Annotated in this window: 15 protein-coding genes; 1 reads left to right on the top strand and 14 read right to left on the bottom strand. The window is 46.0% G+C overall.

Features of this window, described 5'->3' with window-relative positions; all coding sequences use genetic code 11:
* Positions 1-56: 56 nt before the first annotated feature.
* The 4 genes from ACSYSL_RS00515 to ACSYSL_RS00500 form a co-directional block, all read right to left on the bottom strand.
* Positions 57-728: a hypothetical protein gene (locus ACSYSL_RS00515; protein WP_491708704.1), complete on the bottom strand. Its 672-nt coding sequence runs from the start codon at positions 726-728 to the stop codon at positions 57-59.
* On the bottom strand, positions 718-2,202 hold the full coding sequence (locus tag ACSYSL_RS00510) for a glycosyltransferase (RefSeq protein WP_491708703.1): 1,485 nt from the start codon (positions 2,200-2,202) through the stop codon (positions 718-720). Before ACSYSL_RS00510 ends, ACSYSL_RS00515 begins: the two co-directional genes overlap by 11 nt.
* A gap of 25 nt (positions 2,203-2,227) precedes the next feature.
* The gene (gene pta, locus ACSYSL_RS00505; RefSeq protein ID WP_491708702.1) at positions 2,228-3,217 is read right to left on the bottom strand and encodes a phosphate acetyltransferase; all 990 of its coding nucleotides are present in this window, start codon (positions 3,215-3,217) and stop codon (positions 2,228-2,230) included.
* A 61-nt stretch (positions 3,218-3,278) separates the two neighbouring features.
* A complete protein-coding gene (locus ACSYSL_RS00500) occupies positions 3,279-3,953 on the bottom strand; it encodes a uracil-DNA glycosylase (protein WP_010691536.1) in 675 nt (224 codons plus the stop codon).
* A 73-nt stretch (positions 3,954-4,026) separates the two neighbouring features.
* Here ACSYSL_RS00500 and ACSYSL_RS00495 point away from each other — a divergent pair, with 73 nt between their 5' ends.
* Positions 4,027-4,761, top strand: a complete 735-nt coding sequence (locus ACSYSL_RS00495; protein ID WP_248656972.1) for a hypothetical protein — start codon at positions 4,027-4,029, stop codon at positions 4,759-4,761.
* 30 nt (positions 4,762-4,791) lie between these two features.
* Here ACSYSL_RS00495 and cls read toward each other — a convergent pair whose 3' ends face one another.
* From cls to ACSYSL_RS00445, 10 genes are all read right to left on the bottom strand, one after another.
* Entirely contained in the window at positions 4,792-6,243 is a 1,452-nt protein-coding gene (gene cls, locus ACSYSL_RS00490; protein ID WP_491708701.1) for a cardiolipin synthase, read from the bottom strand.
* Between the two features lie 31 nt (positions 6,244-6,274).
* Positions 6,275-6,808, bottom strand: coding sequence for an adenine phosphoribosyltransferase (locus tag ACSYSL_RS00485; RefSeq protein ID WP_010691539.1), 534 nt, complete (start codon positions 6,806-6,808; stop codon positions 6,275-6,277).
* A 19-nt stretch (positions 6,809-6,827) separates the two neighbouring features.
* Complete coding sequence (recJ, locus tag ACSYSL_RS00480) at positions 6,828-8,858, bottom strand: single-stranded-DNA-specific exonuclease RecJ (protein WP_491708700.1); 2,031 nt, start codon at positions 8,856-8,858, stop codon at positions 6,828-6,830.
* Positions 8,851-9,801, bottom strand: a complete 951-nt coding sequence (rnz, locus tag ACSYSL_RS00475) for a ribonuclease Z (protein ID WP_491708699.1) — start codon at positions 9,799-9,801, stop codon at positions 8,851-8,853. Before rnz ends, recJ begins: the two co-directional genes overlap by 8 nt.
* Positions 9,802-9,828: 27 nt before the next feature.
* Complete coding sequence (gene trmD, locus ACSYSL_RS00470; protein WP_010691543.1) at positions 9,829-10,572, bottom strand: tRNA (guanosine(37)-N1)-methyltransferase TrmD; 744 nt, start codon at positions 10,570-10,572, stop codon at positions 9,829-9,831.
* A complete protein-coding gene (rimM, locus tag ACSYSL_RS00465) occupies positions 10,572-11,090 on the bottom strand; it encodes a ribosome maturation factor RimM (RefSeq protein ID WP_010691544.1) in 519 nt (172 codons plus the stop codon). Before rimM ends, trmD begins: the two co-directional genes overlap by 1 nt.
* A 120-nt stretch (positions 11,091-11,210) precedes the next feature.
* Positions 11,211-11,654: a 30S ribosomal protein S16 gene (gene rpsP / locus ACSYSL_RS00460; RefSeq protein WP_187753209.1), complete on the bottom strand. Its 444-nt coding sequence runs from the start codon at positions 11,652-11,654 to the stop codon at positions 11,211-11,213.
* A 122-nt stretch (positions 11,655-11,776) separates the two neighbouring features.
* Positions 11,777-14,575, bottom strand: a complete 2,799-nt coding sequence (gene ileS, locus ACSYSL_RS00455; RefSeq protein ID WP_491708698.1) for an isoleucine--tRNA ligase — start codon at positions 14,573-14,575, stop codon at positions 11,777-11,779.
* Between the two features lie 264 nt (positions 14,576-14,839).
* Positions 14,840-15,553, bottom strand: a complete 714-nt coding sequence (locus tag ACSYSL_RS00450) for a DivIVA domain-containing protein (protein ID WP_491708697.1) — start codon at positions 15,551-15,553, stop codon at positions 14,840-14,842.
* 27 nt (positions 15,554-15,580) lie between these two features.
* On the bottom strand, positions 15,581-16,375 hold the full coding sequence (locus ACSYSL_RS00445) for a YlmH family RNA-binding protein (RefSeq protein ID WP_491708696.1): 795 nt from the start codon (positions 16,373-16,375) through the stop codon (positions 15,581-15,583).
* Position 16,376: the final 1 nt, after the last annotated feature.

The raw sequence follows: 16,376 nt of genomic DNA, 5'->3' as shown, positions 1-16,376 counted from the left end.
GTTCGTCCTTCTTTCACACGTTTTTGGACTACTCATTTTTTCAAAATAAATAACTTCTAACTTGTCCGGTGGGTAACTGCCGGCGACAAATTTAACAGCGAATCATCCGTCGTTTCAACCAGAGTACCGGCAAAATGCTTTTCCAAGTACGCCGATACAACGGCATCATAGTGCGGATACTTTTGGTCTTTGACAACGGTTAAGTCGTTTTGACCATTCTGATAAAAGTTCGAGAGGAATGGTTCGTGATGACCAAAGTAAAAGTCTGATTGCAGCAACCTTCCCTGCCTATAGTATTGTTGTGCAAATAACCGACCGTTCCGTTGATAAATGGTTTTCCGGCTTGCTTGTCCCCCTGTTGTCAACCAGGTGATTGATTGAATCGAGTAAGGACTATCTGAATAGAGGATTACTTGCGCGATTTCAAAGCCTGCCGATTCGAAACGGATTGTCCCATTTGGGCCTGCTTCAATACGTCCTTGGTTGGGAACGGGGTAGTCAAAAAGAAACTGACCCTTTCCCGTTGCTTCTGCAGCCAGAATAGCCTGACTAGCCAAATCAATCACCTGTTCAACTTTTAATCCAAGAGCAGTCACAATGGCAACGGCATCCTCATGGGGCGTATAAATCAACAAACAATCCGCTTTTCCCAACCGAACTTGTTCAATTTGCCAAGCCACAGCCGGTTCATTACGCTGATCAAGCGATTTAATTAATTCAGCCTTCATGCCAGTCCTCCAACAACGTTTGCCATGTCGACGCAACGGACGTCAGGTCATAAGCTTTAATTGATTCCCGGCTATGGGCAGTCAACTCATTCAACCGATCAGCCGCTTGTAAAACGGCTGCTGCCAATTGCTTGGCGTTTCGTTTCCGAACAGCCGGTTCCTTTCCCTTAATAAAGGGAACTAACAAACCGTTTTGACCATCTTGAATCAATTCTTCGGCACCATAACGGTTTGCATAGGTAACGAGCGGAAGACCCTGCCCCAGGGCTTCCAAATAAGTCAATCCAAAGCCCTCGGAATAAGAGGTAGAGAGATACAGATCAAAACTAGCTAAATCGTCCGTTAATTGTCTAGACCAGCCAGCAAAAGTCACCTGTTCTTCCAATTCCTCATCCCTCACTAAATCCTGAAGCGTGGCTTTTTCAGGGCCCTCACCAAAAATGGTCAACGTCACGGCCAGTCCAGCCTCCTTTAGCCGAGGAAGCGCCAGCAGCAGTTCATCCAAGTGCTTCTCCTGGTGCAAACGAGAAGCCGTGACCAAATGAAGGGTTTCTCCTTTAGCAGTATCAATTTGCCCTTTCTGTTGCTGTTGCCTACTAGGTAAGCAAAAAGCAACGGGGAGTGTCAAGATTTTATTAAGCGATGCTTCATTTGCTCCAGTTTGTTGCAAATCCTCTTTTAGGTCATGTGCCTGCAAGAATGTTGAACAAATCAGAGCATCATAAACGTCTAAATGTTGAATGGGATACTGATAAAATTGGTTGAATATTGGCCGGTCCCCGGCCATTGCTACTCGATGATTAGCATGGATCACCGTTGCCAGATAATCGTTTTCGTACTGCTTTTCATGATTAACAAAATACTCATGATAGGCCAGCCCACGGTCAATAAAATAACGACTCGCACCAAAACAGTCTTGAATGGCGGCCATAAAAAAGGCCAGTAATTGCTCAAAATTCTGGAAGTATTTATTTTTACCCAAAAAATTTTCCAAATGAATCGCCGTCATCTTCAGATGATGACCTTCCTTTTGATACGACCAGGATAGTCGGCGACAACCCCTCGTTAATTCAACGTGGGCATCTCGTACTACTGTTTGCTGATTCGTATCATCTGGAAAACAATCTTTTCGTCTTTTAATTTGATACCCCGCCATTGCTTGCTCAGTAACAAGGCGACGCATCCCGGAATCATCTAATAAGGCCGTCTCTTTAAATTCAACCAGGTCATCCACAACAAGACCATGTTTTAAATAGTCATCTGGCGAATCCGCCATCAAAAAATCAAAGAGGTTAATGACTTTATTAACAGGAATTTGCCACTGCTCCAAGTCTGTTGGTAGCTTGGGTAGTAATTCTGTCAACACAAGACGACTTTCTTCTTTCAGTTCATCAAAGATTGCCAAACGATAACGTTCGGCATGTTCAACGCCAGAATTAACTGACCGAAAGCCTTCATTCAGAAAGAAATTCATGTCGTCCTCCGTGATTCAATCAGTCTTAATTCTGATTTTGAGCCTGAATGGCCGTAATGATGGCCACCTTATAAACATCCTCTTCTGAACAACCACGAGACAAGTCAGAAACTGGCTTGGCCAACCCTTGCAAAATGGGACCCATGGCTTCAAAACCACCCAAACGTTGCGCAATCTTATAGCCAATGTTTCCCGCTTCAAGGCTTGGGAAAACAAAGACATTGGCTTGACCGGCAACCTTTGATCCAGGCGCCTTTGCTGCAGCCACAGCCGGAACAAGCGCGGCATCAAACTGCAATTCACCATCAATGACCTCTGCTAATTCAGGGGCCATTTCCTTCGCCAATTGGGTTGCTGCAACGACTTTATCGACCATTTCACCCTTTGCCGAACCCTTTGTTGAAAAGGATAGCATGGCAATTTTAGGGTCAACACCAAAGGCTTTCGCGGTACGAGCAGACTGGATCGCGACCTGTGCCATCGTTGGTGCATCGAGCTCAATGTTAATCGCACAATCAGCAAAGACATAACGCTGATCGCCTTTTTGTAAGAAGAATGCCCCAGAAATTCGCTTCGATCCTGCTGCCGTTTTAATCAATTGCAAGGCTGGCCGAACCGTATCACCAGTAGGATGAACGGCTCCGGAAACCATTCCATCGGCCAAGCCCATCTGCACCATCATCGTGCCGAAATAGTTGACGTCCTTTAACCATTTAGCAGCTGTTTCAGCATCGGTTTTGCCGTTACGTCGGTCAACCAGCGCCATCACCATGGCTTCGTGTTCCTTTGGTGACTGCTTTGCTGGATCGATGATTTGGACTTTGTCTAGCTTGTAGCCGGAAGCTTCCGCACTTTCATTAATGGCAGCTGTGTCACCCAATAAAATCGGTTCAACCAACTGTTCTTCTGCTAAGCGAATGACAGCCCCTTGAATGCGGGCGTCCTCCCCTTCTGGAAAGACTAAACGAATCTTTTCGTCTTGAATCTTCTCTTTTAATTCATCAAATAGGGCCATGTTAACTACTCCTCTAACGTTTTTACTGTCTAAATTATAGCAAAGTCCACTGCTCATGAAGCTACTTCAACCAATTAATTGGCGAAAGATAAGACTTTTTTAAAAAGTCGTTGCTGCGGGAAAACGGTTTTGAGCCAAAAAAACCGCGGTAAGCTGACAAAGGACTTGGATGAGCCGATTGAATAATCAAGTGTTTTGATTGATCAATGAGCCGTGCTTTTTTACGTGCAAAACCTCCCCACAAAATGAAAACTTTGGGCGAATCGTCATTTGAAGCAGCTTCGATGGTGGCATCGGTTAACCGTTCCCAGATAATGCCCTGGTGGGCATTGGCTTGTCCCTCTTTAACTGTCAAAACAGCGTTCAAAAGCATGACCCCCTCTTCCGTCCAGGGTGTTAAATCTTGGTGTGAACGGGCTTGACCCAGATCGTCTGCCAATTCCTGTAAGATATTTCGTAATGACGGCGGTGTTTGCATGCCATCCGGAACAGAGAAAGCCAGTCCCTGTGCTTGGCCAGGTTGATGATAGGGATCTTGCCCTAAAATAATGACTTTTGTCTGGGAAAGGGCTGTTTTTTGATAAGCATAAAATACTCGGTCACGTGCTGGATATGTTGGGCTTGTTTCCCCATAGACTTTAGCTAAGAAACGCTCGACATCTTCTTGATAGCCTTCCGGTAATAGCGGTTGAATCGCCCGGTCCCAACTCGAATGGGTTAAATTAAAATTTGTCATGATATACTAACTCCTAGTCATAAACTCTGTTTCTACTTTACCAAAAATCGTTGCATACTGCGGGAGGTTCGAATTGTTAACGGTAAACGAATTAAATCATTTAACAACACGCTACCAGGAAAGGCCAAAGCAGCTAGCACAAATCGAAGCCGTTTCACAGGCGCTCGTTCACCTGGCCAATCAACGGCTTCCGGCCTCACCGCTACCTCCCCTTCTCTATTCAGAAAAACAATTGATGCGTGACCCCAGCCTGCTACCCCTAGACCAGGCATTCGGTGGACTACGCGAAACCATAATTAAGGAATATGGTCTATGGTTCTTACCAAATCAGACCCTTGTGCAAGACCTTGCTGACTGGTTGGCTGGCCGTCCACTTGTCGAACTAGCAGCCGGTAACGCTGCACTGAGTGCGAGTCTGCTAGCGGCTGGTGCTCACGCAGTCGCTGTGGATTCTTTGGATTGGGTTGGACAAGACATTGAACAGGCAGAACCATGGACCACCGTAGAACAATTGGATGCACTTGACTGGGTCATGAATGAGATACAAGCGGTTCAACAGGGGAAAAAAGATTCTCTGCCCGTTTTCTTAATGGCATGGTGGCCAAATGGCAATGCGGGTGATTGGTCTATTTTACAAGCTCTTCGACAATCAGCACTACCTTTTACCCTCATTGTAATCGGTGAACCTGGTCCCTATACAAATTCCCAATCGTTTTGGGCCAAGGCCCAACTGACGAAGGACAAACGGTTAAATAAACACTACCAACCATTCGATGATTACCAAGACGCCCTCTATTTTGCCCAATAAAAAAAGCCCACATGGGCTTTTTTTATTGATCTATAGGATTGGTGCCAACAGTCGTGAGGCAACTTGTTTGAAGCGCAACCAACGGCTTTGTTCTTCAAAACTTTCAACCGTCTGTTCAGATGATTGGAGAATGTCCTTTTCGTAGACAGCGACTAATTCTTTGGCGATACCTTCATCATACAAGAAGGCATTCACTTCAAAATTGAGCTTGAAAGAACGAAAATCGAAGTTAGCGGAACCAACCGACGATAGTTGGTCATCCACCACCATTGTCTTCGCGTGCAAGAAACCATTCTGGTAGTAATAGACTTTAATCCCGTCCTTGGCTAGCTGAGAAGCAAAGTACTGCGTTGCTCGGTAGACAAACATGTGATCAGGCATGCAAGGAACCATGATTCGAACATCAACCCCTGAATTAGCTGCAATTCGCAAGGCATCAATCGTTGAATCATCCGGAATCAAATAGGGCGTTTGAATCCAGCAACGCTTTTTGGCCAATTGGATTAATCGGATATAACCCATCTTAATTTGTTCATCATCTGAATCAGGACCCGAAGTGACGATTTGCAAATTCGTTTTGCCTGGGCGTTCCTTAGGCAACGATGGAAAGTACTGTTCATCCAATACATTCATTGGCTTTTTTAAAGCCGAGGCATTCCAGTCAAGCAGAAAATGCGCCTGCAGGTAATAGACACCTGACCCTTTGATCTTTAGGTGGGTGTCACGCCAGTGACCAAACTTCTTCTTACGACCCAAATACTGGTCGCCAATGTTAAAGCCACCGACAAAGCCCACTCGACCATCGACAACCACAATCTTCCGGTGATCTCGAAAGTTCAACTGAAAGTTAATCAGGTTGAAGCGACGTTTTAAGAAAGGAACGGCATGCCCACCGGCTGCCCGCAAGGGTGCAAAAAATCTGGCCGTTGTTCCAGCTGAACCCAGTGAGTCATAGAGCACGTGGACTTGAACACCGGCCGTCGCCCGTTCAATCAGAATATCACGAATTTCATGCCCTAGTTCATCTGAGTAAAAGGTATAAAATTCAAGATTGATACTTTCTTGTGCCTGACGTAATGAACGCTTCAACCGTTCGAAAAAGTCCTGACCTGAAGTCATTACCTGCACTTCATTATTCGTCGCCAGTGGTGTCTGGTTAATTCGTTGGAAGAGTGTCACCAATGATTGGGCTGACCGTGGCAACTTGGCCACCTCTTCATCAACTGACGGACCAGGTCCTTCATTAACTAGTTGACGGATGCGACGAAGCATTTCACTAGCATCTTGTCCCTGATAAGCAAACAATCGTCTCGCAGGTAGTTTTCGACCGGCAAACGAATAGAGCACAAATCCGAAAACAGGAATTAGGGTCAAAACCAAAATCCATGCCCAGGTTGCCGCAATATCCCGTGGTTCTCTAAAAACAGTAATTAAGGCAAACAGGGTGTTTAACACAATGATAATTGTAATTGCTAAAGTCATCAAGACTCCCCTCCCTGTGACTTTACAGGATTTAGTATTCCATCAAAGCCAAGAAAGGTACTTGACCGGCTTCCATGATTTTTTCACGCCCGTGCAAGGCTTCTAATTCAATAATGAAAGCAACACCAGCCACAACGCCACCGAGCTCTTCAACAATCTTACGAGTGGCATTGATTGTGCCACCAGTAGCCAGCAAGTCATCCACAATTAAAACGCGCTGCCCTGGTTTAATGGCATCTTCATGAATCTCTAGCTCGTTTACACCACCATATTCCAACGTATAAGAAGCTGAAACGGCCTTTCGTGGCAGTTTACCAACCTTACGTGCAGGAACGAATCCAACCCCCAAAGCGTAAGCAAGTGGTGAACCAACAATAAAGCCACGTGATTCAGGTCCAGCAATTAAATCGACGTTTAAATCTTTTGCAAAGTCAACAATTTGGTCAATGGCTTCTTTATAAGCCTGGCCATTGCCCATCAGGGGCGAAATATCACGAAAAGTGACACCCTCTTCAGGATAATCCTTAACAGAAGCCACATAATCGTGCAAATCAATCTTAGTCATTAGAATTCCTCATACCGGTTTAACCGGCAAAATAACGTTGGTAAGTAAGCGATTCAGACAGCGACCGTTTCCCCTCTTGCTTCACGCAAAGAATCCGGCCCGTCTCCATTTTAACAAAACCGAGGTCCAAAAAGACCTGAATCATTAATTTAAATTCTTTTTCCTGCATGGTCACATCAATCAGGACCTGATCAAGACCTTCGACCAAGTTTTCCTCTTGATGTCCATACAAATACTTATAGATGCGAGTAAAATCCGCTTTTGTCGCGTTAAAAGTCGTCTTAGCCCGATTATTAACAGCTGCTCTTTTGGGTACGACAGCCGGTTCAGACTCAGGTTTTTGCTCCTCAAAGGTCACATCTTCAAGCATTAATTGTAGCCTTGTTCGACCAGCAAAATGATTCAAACCAACTGTTCCCGCCATCGTTGCACGTTTTACATCAGTTGCCTGCGCCACGAGTTTAGGACGATTAAAAGCCAAGGCCTCCACGGGACCACGGCCCCCATTAAAGGCTAACTTTAGGTGCTTTTTTTCAGATCCTAAGGCTTGCACCCCTGTTAAGGGTACGTTTTTCAAGCCAATCACGGGCTGTGAATTGCCTTGACCAAACGGTTCTAGCAAAACCAAATCATCGTAAAAGTTTTTGGTTAACAGGCTGGGTTCCATGACAAGGTTGATTGGCAACGGCGCCTCTTCAAAACGCAAGTCAGCCCCCGCCTGCTTAATCTTTTGTCGAACCTCGGTGAGCTTATCCTCTGCAATCGCAATTCCTAAGGCCCCTGCATGACCACCAAAGGAAGCATAATCATCAGCAAACGCTGCCAAAAAAGCATGCAAATCAAAGTCACCGTACGAACGACCAGACCCCTTATAAACGCCATCAACCTTAGTCATCACCACCACTGGCTTGGCAAATAGCTCTGTCAGGCGTGCTGCAGCAATGCCCAATACGCCTTGGTGCCAGTCTTCACCAGCAATCAGCAACACCGGTTGGTTTGCCATTTCAGGTTGTTCGGCCTGGCTCTTTGCTTCGTCAAAAACACGATCGGCTAATTCTCTTCGTTGATCATTTAGTTCTTCAATCTGTTTGGCCAGGGCTTTTGCCTCAGACTCATCCTTTGTCTGCAGCAATTTCATGCCTAGAAAGCCATCCCCTAAACGACCTACAGCGTTAAGCCGTGGCGCAATTTTAAACCCAACGGTTTCTGAGAGAACTGCTGCGCCATTGGCCTGTTTAGCAGACTTCAAGAGGGCCTTTAAGCCTGGTCGTGGATTTTTTTCAATTTCCTTCAATCCCCAAATGACAAAGGCACGGTTTTCATCAGTCAATGACACCACATCGGCGATTGCCCCCATGGCCACTAGGTCAAAAAATTCAGTTGGCAAATCCGCTAGGCTTTCGGCTGGCATACCGTCTTGCAAGACGGCCTGGGCGACTTTGAAAGCGACCCCTGCGCCAGATAAGTCACCAAAGGGATACTGACCCTCCGGGTGCCGTGGATGAATCACGGCAACGGCATCTGGTAGTTCCTCTGGTAAGGCGTGGTGATCGGTGACCACCACGTCAACCCCTTGTTCCTTCGCCCAGGCAATCGGTTCTTTACCTGAAACACCATTGTCCACCGTGATAATTAAGCTAGCACCCGTTTCTTCAATTAAGCGTTCATAAGCTGCCTGATTAGGCCCGTAGCCATCCGTAAACCGGTTCGGAATGTAGGGAACGACGTCAGCACCGAGGGAAACTAGCGCCTCCGTCATGATGGTCGTAGCGGTCAGACCATCCACATCATAATCGCCATAAACTAAAATGGTCTCTCCCGAAAAAACAGCCTCCTGGATACGCGAAACGGCTTGATCCATTTGGTAAAACTCGGCAGGATCATGTAGTTGGGAAAAAGTTGGGTGCAAAAAAGCTTCCGCTTTTTCGACCGTGTCAATTCCCTTTTGAACCAAAAAACCAGCCGTAACTGGCGCTAATCCTAATTTTTCTTGTAATTGTTGGCGTTTTTTTTCGTCTGGCTGCGCCAGCACCTGCCACTCTCTAGTCATGCTGCTCCTTTTCAAATGGCACATCAATCACGTCCAGGTCACGAGCAACGTAGGCCTGACCAAACACATGGTGAACATCCCCAATGAAGCGTTGAAGAAGCGGGCCGATGTAACGCGCCGAAATATGCGTTAAGACAAGTTTCTTTGCACCAGCCTTCACCGCAAGGTTGGCAGCGTCTCTTGAGGTTGAGTGCCCGTGGGCCCGGGCCATTTTTCCTTCTTCCTTCGACATGCCATAGGTTGCTTCATGAACGAGAACGTCAGCCCCCTTGGCTAATGCCAACTCACTGTCTGAGGGCATGGTGTCAAAAATAATGGTAATCACTCGACCGGGTTGTTCAGGTCCCAAGTAGTCTTTCCCGTTTACCACCCGACCATCTGCTAACTGAACCGTTTCACCGGCTTTCAATTGTCCGTAGACCGGACCAGCCGGGATTTTATCCGCTTTGACTTTATCAATCAGTAGCTCGCCTTGATGGGGCTTTTCTTCCACACGAAATCCCCACGACTCCATGCGGTGCCGCAGCGGTGCCGCAATGACTTTGAAAGTTTCGTCTTCGAAGATGACCCCTTCTTCAATTTCCACGTAGTGAATGGGGTAAGAGAGGTGCGTTTCAGAAACACGTAAGGCAGCAGAAATAAAGGAACGAAGACCCTTAGGGCCATAAATGGTCAAGGGTTCATTCCGGTCTGCTCCTTGAAACGAACGGGAAGAAAGTAAACCAGGCAACCCAAAAATATGGTCCCCATGTAGGTGAGAAATAAAGATTTTTTCGATTTTCCGTGGTCGAATCGTTGTCTTTAATATCTGATGTTGGGTTGCTTCACCCACGTCAAAGAGCCAGACGGCATTTCGCTCATCTAGCAAGCGAAGGGCGACACTGGCAACATTTCGAAATTTTGATGGCTGACCGGATCCGGTCCCTAAGAATTCTAATTCCATCTTTCAATCTCCCTATTGACGAATGCTTTACTCTTCCGCCAACTCTGTTTTAATATCGTCGAGCAAATCACGCTCTTCCTTGGTTAATTGGCGATTTTCGAGCAAATCTGGTCGGCGTAAGTACGTCTTTTTCAAAGATTCTTTTAAACGCCAGTCCGCAATCTTCTGATGATTACCAGAAATCAAAACATCCGGCACCCGCATCCCACGAAAATCGGCCGGACGAGTATATTGTGGGTATTCCAAGAGACCATCTTGGAAAGAATCGCCACTGGCTGATTCACGATTACCAAGGACATCGGGTAAGAAGCGAACCGTGGCATCAATCATTACCATGGCGCCCAGTTCGCCACCAGTCAAGACATAGTCGCCCAACGACAGTTCCTCGTCCACAAGTGTTTTAATCCGCTCATCATAGCCTTCATAATGGCCACAGATAAAAGTCAAGTGATCATGCTTAGCCAAACGTTCTGCTACCTGATGATCAAACTTAGCCCCTGCAGGATCCAATAGAATCACGTGGCCAGCAGACTGCGTCTCATCCCGCTCCTTAATTGAAGCAATGGCATCAAAAATCGGCTGGGCCGTTAAGAGCATACCCGCACCACCACCAAATGGATAATCATCCACGTTGTTGTGCTTATTGGTCGTATAGTCACGAAAATCCGTCACGTTGAAAGACAAAGCTCCTCGTTCAATGGCCTTCCCGATGATTGATTCTTGCATTGGGGCGAACATCTTTGGAAAAAGTGATAAGACATCAATTTTCATTAATCTAACAATCCTTCCAAAACATCGATCGTAATGACCTGATCCGCTATATTCACATCTTTCACAACATCAGCGATTACCGGAATTAGGGCATCTGGGCCCTTTGGTCGTTTCACAATCCAAACATCATTAGCACCGGTCTCCATGATTTCTTTGACCTGACCAATCACTTGACCGCTTTCATCTTGAACCGTGCAGTCGATAATATCAGAGTAGTAATACTCCCCATCGTCCAGGTCTTCTCGGTCTTCGGCCGCCACGAAAAGATCTTGCCCCTTGTAGGCTTCCACCTCATTAATGTTGGTCACCCCTTTAAAAGTCAGCAACCACATCCCCTTATGGACACGGGCCTTCTCAATGGTTTCTTCGTGATATTTTCCATCTGCCAGGCGATAAACCTTGGCTCCCTTTGCAAAACGGGTTTCGCCAAAGTCAGTAATGGCTTTTACCTTTAGCTCGCCACGAATCCCGTGGGTATTGACAATGGTTCCAATTTTAAAATAGTTTTCAGTTTCCATACCGTCTATTATAGCAAATTATTCGCCACTCCTCCTGTCAAAAGCAGTTCAGCTTATCTTCTGCTAGTGTACATACAAAAGAAAAAAGAACCACCGAAAGGTAGTTCTTTTATCACTTAATTATACCAATTCCAACAAGTCAGCCTTCTTAGCTGATGATGGGTACTTAACACCGGCTGCATCCAAGTATTCCTTGATTTCTGCAACAGTGTTCTTAGTCGTTGGCTTTGAAGATGAAGCAGCGGCTTCCTTCTTTGCGGCTGGCTTAGCAGCGGCCTTCTTAGTAGCAGGCTTCTTGCCAGCCTTTGATTCAGCGTACTTAGTCATGATGCCGGCCTTTGACAACAAGTTACGAACTGTGTCAGAAGGTTGTGCACCGTTTTGCAACCAACCCATAATCTTTTCTTCGTCCAACTTAACTTCTGCTGGAACCGTAATTGGGTTGTAAGTTCCAACCGTTTCAATGAAACGGCCGTCACGAGGTGAACGTGAGTCTGCAATAACTACACGATAGAAAGGACGCTTCTTAGCACCCATGCGCTTCAAACGAATTTTAACTGCCATGAATAATTTCCTCCGTATTTCTTTACAAGTTATAGTATGCCAGACATTAAAAAGCATGTCAAGTAAAATTACTTGACATGCTTTTAACTTTGGTTTTATTTTAGCAAAAAACGTTAAAATACTTACTTTTCAAAACCTTCTTCAACAGCTTCTGGGTAAAAGTCACGAACAATCTTTGCTTCATATGCTGCCAATTCTGGGAAAGCACTGTCTGCTCCCAAATCTTCGTGGTAGCGACGGTCACGTGGTGACAAACCACCACGAGCCTTTTCAACTTGAATTTGAACGCCATCAAAGCTTGGTACATCAGCAGGAGCTTCGCTCGACTTTTTCAAATCTAACTGCGAAACCATCAACATCAAACGGAGATCCAACCCAAGGGCTTCGACGGTCGCCAACTGTTCATCTGACAAATACAAAGTCATCGCTGCTTCTGCATTTTTACCAATCAAGTTCGCCTCACGAGCCATTTCAATGGCTTTGTTGGCCGCTGAACGGATGGCAAAGATTGTTTGCCACTTTGACTTGATATCATCGGCTTCTGGGAATTCCTTGGCCTCTGGCATATCTTGCAAGTAGGCAAACTTTGTCGAATCGTCTGGTAAGTACGTCCAGATTTCTTCAGCAGTGTGTGGCAAGACTGGCAAAATCAACTTCGTCAAAGCCTGCACGGTTTCATAGAAAACCGTTTGCATTGAACGACGTTGCTTAGAGTCAGGTGCTTCCACATAAACGACATCCTTGGCCACATCCAAGTAGAAGGCTGACAAATCAACGTTAATAAAGTTAATCAACTTTGAGAAAACATCGTTAAAGCGGTAATTAGCGTACGCCTCTTCAATCCCCTTAATCAAGTCGTTCAAGACAATCGTTGCATACTTGTCGTGTGCTTCGCGCTTCTCAAATGGGACCGCGTCCTTAGCGTAATTGAAATCCGACGTGTTGGCCAACAAGAAACGCATCGTGTTACGAATCTTGCGGTATGAATCGGCCACCTGTTTCAAAATTTCTTGCGAAACCGGCATGTCCTGTGACGTATCAACGGTAATGGTCCACAAACGGAGGATTTCAACCCCGAGCTGGTCACCGACTTCTGCAGGAGAAATCGTGTTACCGAGTGACTTTGACATCTTGTTCCCCTTACCATCCAACGTAAACCCTTGGGAAAGTAAGTTCTTGTAAGGTGCCTGCCCCGTAACGGCAACAGAGGTAATCAATGATGAGTTAAACCAACCACGGTACTGATCAGACCCTTCCAAGTATAGGTCAGCTGGGAAATCCAAATTTGGACGTTGACGCAAGACACCATTCCAAGAAGAACCAGAGTCAAACCAAACATCCATGATGTCTTCTTCCTTCTTGAAAACACCGTTTGGTGAGTGCACGTTTGTGTACCCTTCTGGCAAGAGTTCCTTAGCTTCCTTTTCAAACCAAATGTTTGATCCGTGCTTTGCAACTAATTGAGCGACGTGTTCAATTACATCGGCATCTAAAATGGCGGTTCCATCTTCCGCGTAGAAGATTGGCAATGGAACACCCCAAACACGTTGCCGTGAGATGACCCAGTCCCCACGACCGGCAATCATGTTGTGCAAACGCTTCTGACCCCATGCAGGATAGAAGTTCACGTTATCCAACTGGTCCAAAATTTCTTGACGGAAGCCATCGATGGAAGCAAACCATTGGGGAACGGCACGCCAGATAATTGGCTTCTTTGTTCGCCAGTCAAATGGGTAGGAGTGGGTAATGCTTTCCTTAGCCAAGAAAAGCCCAGCTTCCTGCAACTTGGTAATCACCGTTCCGGTAACGTCATCGTAAAAGCGGCCTTCAAAGTCGGGTCCTGCTGACTTGGTCATCATTCCCTTTTCATCAACCGTCACGGCCACTTCCAAGCCGTATGGCTTAGAAACGTTGTAATCGTCTTCACCAAAACCAGGCGCCGTGTGGACTAAGCCAGTTCCAGAATCAAGGGTAACGTGATCACCCACCATAACGACTTCGTCGACGTCCTTGTCCCATGGGTGATAGGCCGTGATGTTTTCAAGTTCAGAACCCTTGTGCTCTTCGAGCACTTCGTAGTCTTCCCAACCGAACTTCGGCGCCACTGTTTCAAGCAAGTCCTTCGCCACTACGTACTTCTTGTCTTGACCAGCTGGCTTAACTACTACATAGTCAAAGTCAGGTCCGACCGTCACACCCCGTGAAGCGGTCACCGTAAATGGCGTTGTCGTCCAAACCACGAGATAGGTATCGTTGTCCAAGACACCCTTACCATCCTTAACACGGTTTGCGTAAAAGAGTGACGTTGACTTCAAATCATGGTATTCAATTTCGGCTTCGGCCAGAGCAGATTCAGATGACCATGACCAGTAAACCGGCTTGGCTCCCTTAAAGATATAACCCTTCTTAGCCATCTCACCAAAGACACGCAACTGCGCTGCTTCGTATTCCGGCTGCAAAGTAATGTATGGATGGTCCCAGTCCGCCAAAACCCCAAGACGCTTGAAGTCCTTCTTCTGCTTCGCCACTTGTTCCAAGGCAAAGTCCTTGGCCAAGTTACGCCATTTTGCCTTTGGCATTGATTTGCGATCGTAGCCTGCCTTCGTCAATTGTTGCTCAATTGGCAAGCCGTGTGTATCCCAGCCAGGAACGTATGGTGCGTAGAAGCCAGACATGTTCTTGAAACGAACTATGATATCCTTTGTGATCTTATTCAAAGCGTGTCCCAGATGAATGTTTCCGTTGGCGTATGGTGGGCCATCATGGAGGTTAAAATGGGGCTTCTTTTCATTTTGCGCCAATCGTTGACCGTATAGGTCTTCGTCAAACCAAACTTTTTCACGTTCTGGCTCCGTTTTAGGTAACGAACCACGCATTGGGAAAGCGGTCTTGCCAAGGTTCAATGTCTCTTTGTACTTCATGAACTTTCTCCTTTATTAATCAATTGTAATAAAAAAGCCCCGTCTACCTCATCGGTAAACAGGACGAATGAACGTGGTACCACCTATTCTTTCACTGGTGAAACCAGTGCTCAACGCAGCTCTAACGGGCTGCCCTTCGCCAGAACCTACTTCGTTCAGATCTGGAATTGCGTCAGTGATACCCCACCTTAAGGGATTGGCCATCTTCCACCAGACATGGCTCGCTTACAATGTTAAGGTGATGCGCGTCTCACGCTTTAATAATTATTTCTCTTCTGATTCTGGGAAGACAACAACCGTTGGGTCCGCAGACTTTTCAGAGTTCGCATTGGCTTCTTCTGCGCTAATACTAACCGTTTCGTTGCCGGCTGGTTCAATCGGTCCCTTAGCAAAGTCAGGAATGTCCGTTAAATCAGTTGGTAAGTCTAACGACTCTTCGGTTTCTTCGAGGACCTTGTTTGACAAAGCAGAAGCAGGCAAGGACTCAACGGCTTTCGCCAATTCATCCTTTTCCAAAAGGGCCTTTTGCTCATCAATTAATTGGATGAAGGACTGCTTAAAGGAATCAACGTGTGAACGTAGTTCGTTTTGTTCGTCAATTAAATCAACGTTTTCTTGCGCCAAACGTCGTGACTCTGCTTCTGCCTCATTACGGGCCATTTCAACAATTTCCTTCGCTTCTTGTTGTGCCTTTTCAAGCTGAATCTTCACTTCCTCTTCCGTTTCAGAACGAAGTCGAGAGGCCGCGGATTGGGCAAAAAGAATGGATTCATTCACTTGATCCTTTTGTCCTTCTAACTGGTCAATTTTTTCTTGCTGCTGACGAATCTGCTTTTTCAGCTCTTCGTTTTCAACAATCATTGCCCGGTAATCATTATTGACTTCATCAAGGAATGAGTCGACTTCACGGGCGACATAAGCGCGTGATCCCTTTCGGGTAAATTCATGATTCAAAATTTCATCAGGTGTTAATGCCATGTTGTCTCCCTCTCTATATCATTCTACTCAACGGTGAATGATTTGAAAAACTGCCTTTATTTTATCCCTTTTACTCTGCCCTGCCAAGCTTTGTAAACGAATTCGACCATATTTTCGAACTGATACAACATCTTGACGATGCATTAGACGACTAGCGTCGTCATTTTTGACCCAATTAACGCTAACAAACCCCCTGCTAATCATCTCACTAACTTGCGTTCGTGAAATACCAAAGCAAGCAGCAATCACAGCATCCAGACGTAAAGAAGGAATTAAAACAAATCGTTCCTCCTCGTCGACAGCGGGCACAAGTGCCTTTGAATCAGCCACTTGTTCAAAATGGACCTTGGCCTTTCCAATCTGATCAACAGTCTGTGTCAAAAAAATTTGATGACTTTTCTCCACAGCGAGCTGAGCTAACCCAAGGTCCTGATCAACGACAATGTCACCAATCACGCTTCGGTTAATCCCTGCGGCTAATAAAGCCCCGAGTAGATCCTTATGGCGTAAGTTAATGAACTTCTTGGCAAAACGAATCTGTAAAAGCAGTTCTTCAAAATCTTGACGACCAACTTCGAAGAATTCGGGTGCAATGACCAGTCGTTTCTTTTCAGCCCGGTCAAAAATACCATAAGAGCGAACTTGGATATCCGTTCGGTCGCCAACAATGATTGAAACGATGTGTCGTTCTCGTGGGTTTAAAAAATGTGTCAAAACAAGCTGATAATCCTGACTAGCCTGTGTTAACCAATCAAGTACTTGTGCAACAAAGGCCCGCTCTTCATCATCGAAGTGCTGGGCCACTGCTTGATTTTCTGACATA

The organism is Fructobacillus sp. ESL1129 (genome assembly GCF_058507945.1).
Note: the sequence above shows the minus strand (reverse complement) of the source record. Positions and strands in the feature narration are given on the sequence as shown.

Excerpts from the sequence above, each read along its gene's own strand:
- ACSYSL_RS00515 (WP_491708704.1), bottom strand. The coding sequence starts at position 728 with ATGAAGGCTGAATTAATTAAATCGCTTGATCAGCGTAATGAACCGGCT.
- ACSYSL_RS00510 (WP_491708703.1), bottom strand. The coding sequence starts at position 2,202 with ATGAATTTCTTTCTGAATGAAGGCTTTCGGTCAGTTAATTCTGGCGTT.
- pta (WP_491708702.1), bottom strand. The coding sequence starts at position 3,217 with ATGGCCCTATTTGATGAATTAAAAGAGAAGATTCAAGACGAAAAGATT.
- ACSYSL_RS00500 (WP_010691536.1), bottom strand. The coding sequence starts at position 3,953 with ATGACAAATTTTAATTTAACCCATTCGAGTTGGGACCGGGCGATTCAA.
- cls (WP_491708701.1), bottom strand. The coding sequence starts at position 6,243 with ATGACTTTAGCAATTACAATTATCATTGTGTTAAACACCCTGTTTGCC.
- ACSYSL_RS00485 (WP_010691539.1), bottom strand. The coding sequence starts at position 6,808 with ATGACTAAGATTGATTTGCACGATTATGTGGCTTCTGTTAAGGATTAT.
- recJ (WP_491708700.1), bottom strand. The coding sequence starts at position 8,858 with ATGACTAGAGAGTGGCAGGTGCTGGCGCAGCCAGACGAAAAAAAACGC.
- rnz (WP_491708699.1), bottom strand. The coding sequence starts at position 9,801 with ATGGAATTAGAATTCTTAGGGACCGGATCCGGTCAGCCATCAAAATTT.
- trmD (WP_010691543.1), bottom strand. The coding sequence starts at position 10,572 with ATGAAAATTGATGTCTTATCACTTTTTCCAAAGATGTTCGCCCCAATG.
- rimM (WP_010691544.1), bottom strand. The coding sequence starts at position 11,090 with ATGGAAACTGAAAACTATTTTAAAATTGGAACCATTGTCAATACCCAC.
- rpsP (WP_187753209.1), bottom strand. The coding sequence starts at position 11,654 with ATGGCAGTTAAAATTCGTTTGAAGCGCATGGGTGCTAAGAAGCGTCCT.
- ileS (WP_491708698.1), bottom strand. The coding sequence starts at position 14,575 with ATGAAGTACAAAGAGACATTGAACCTTGGCAAGACCGCTTTCCCAATG.
- ACSYSL_RS00450 (WP_491708697.1), bottom strand. The coding sequence starts at position 15,553 with ATGGCATTAACACCTGATGAAATTTTGAATCATGAATTTACCCGAAAG.
- ACSYSL_RS00445 (WP_491708696.1), bottom strand. The coding sequence starts at position 16,375 with ATGTCAGAAAATCAAGCAGTGGCCCAGCACTTCGATGATGAAGAGCGG.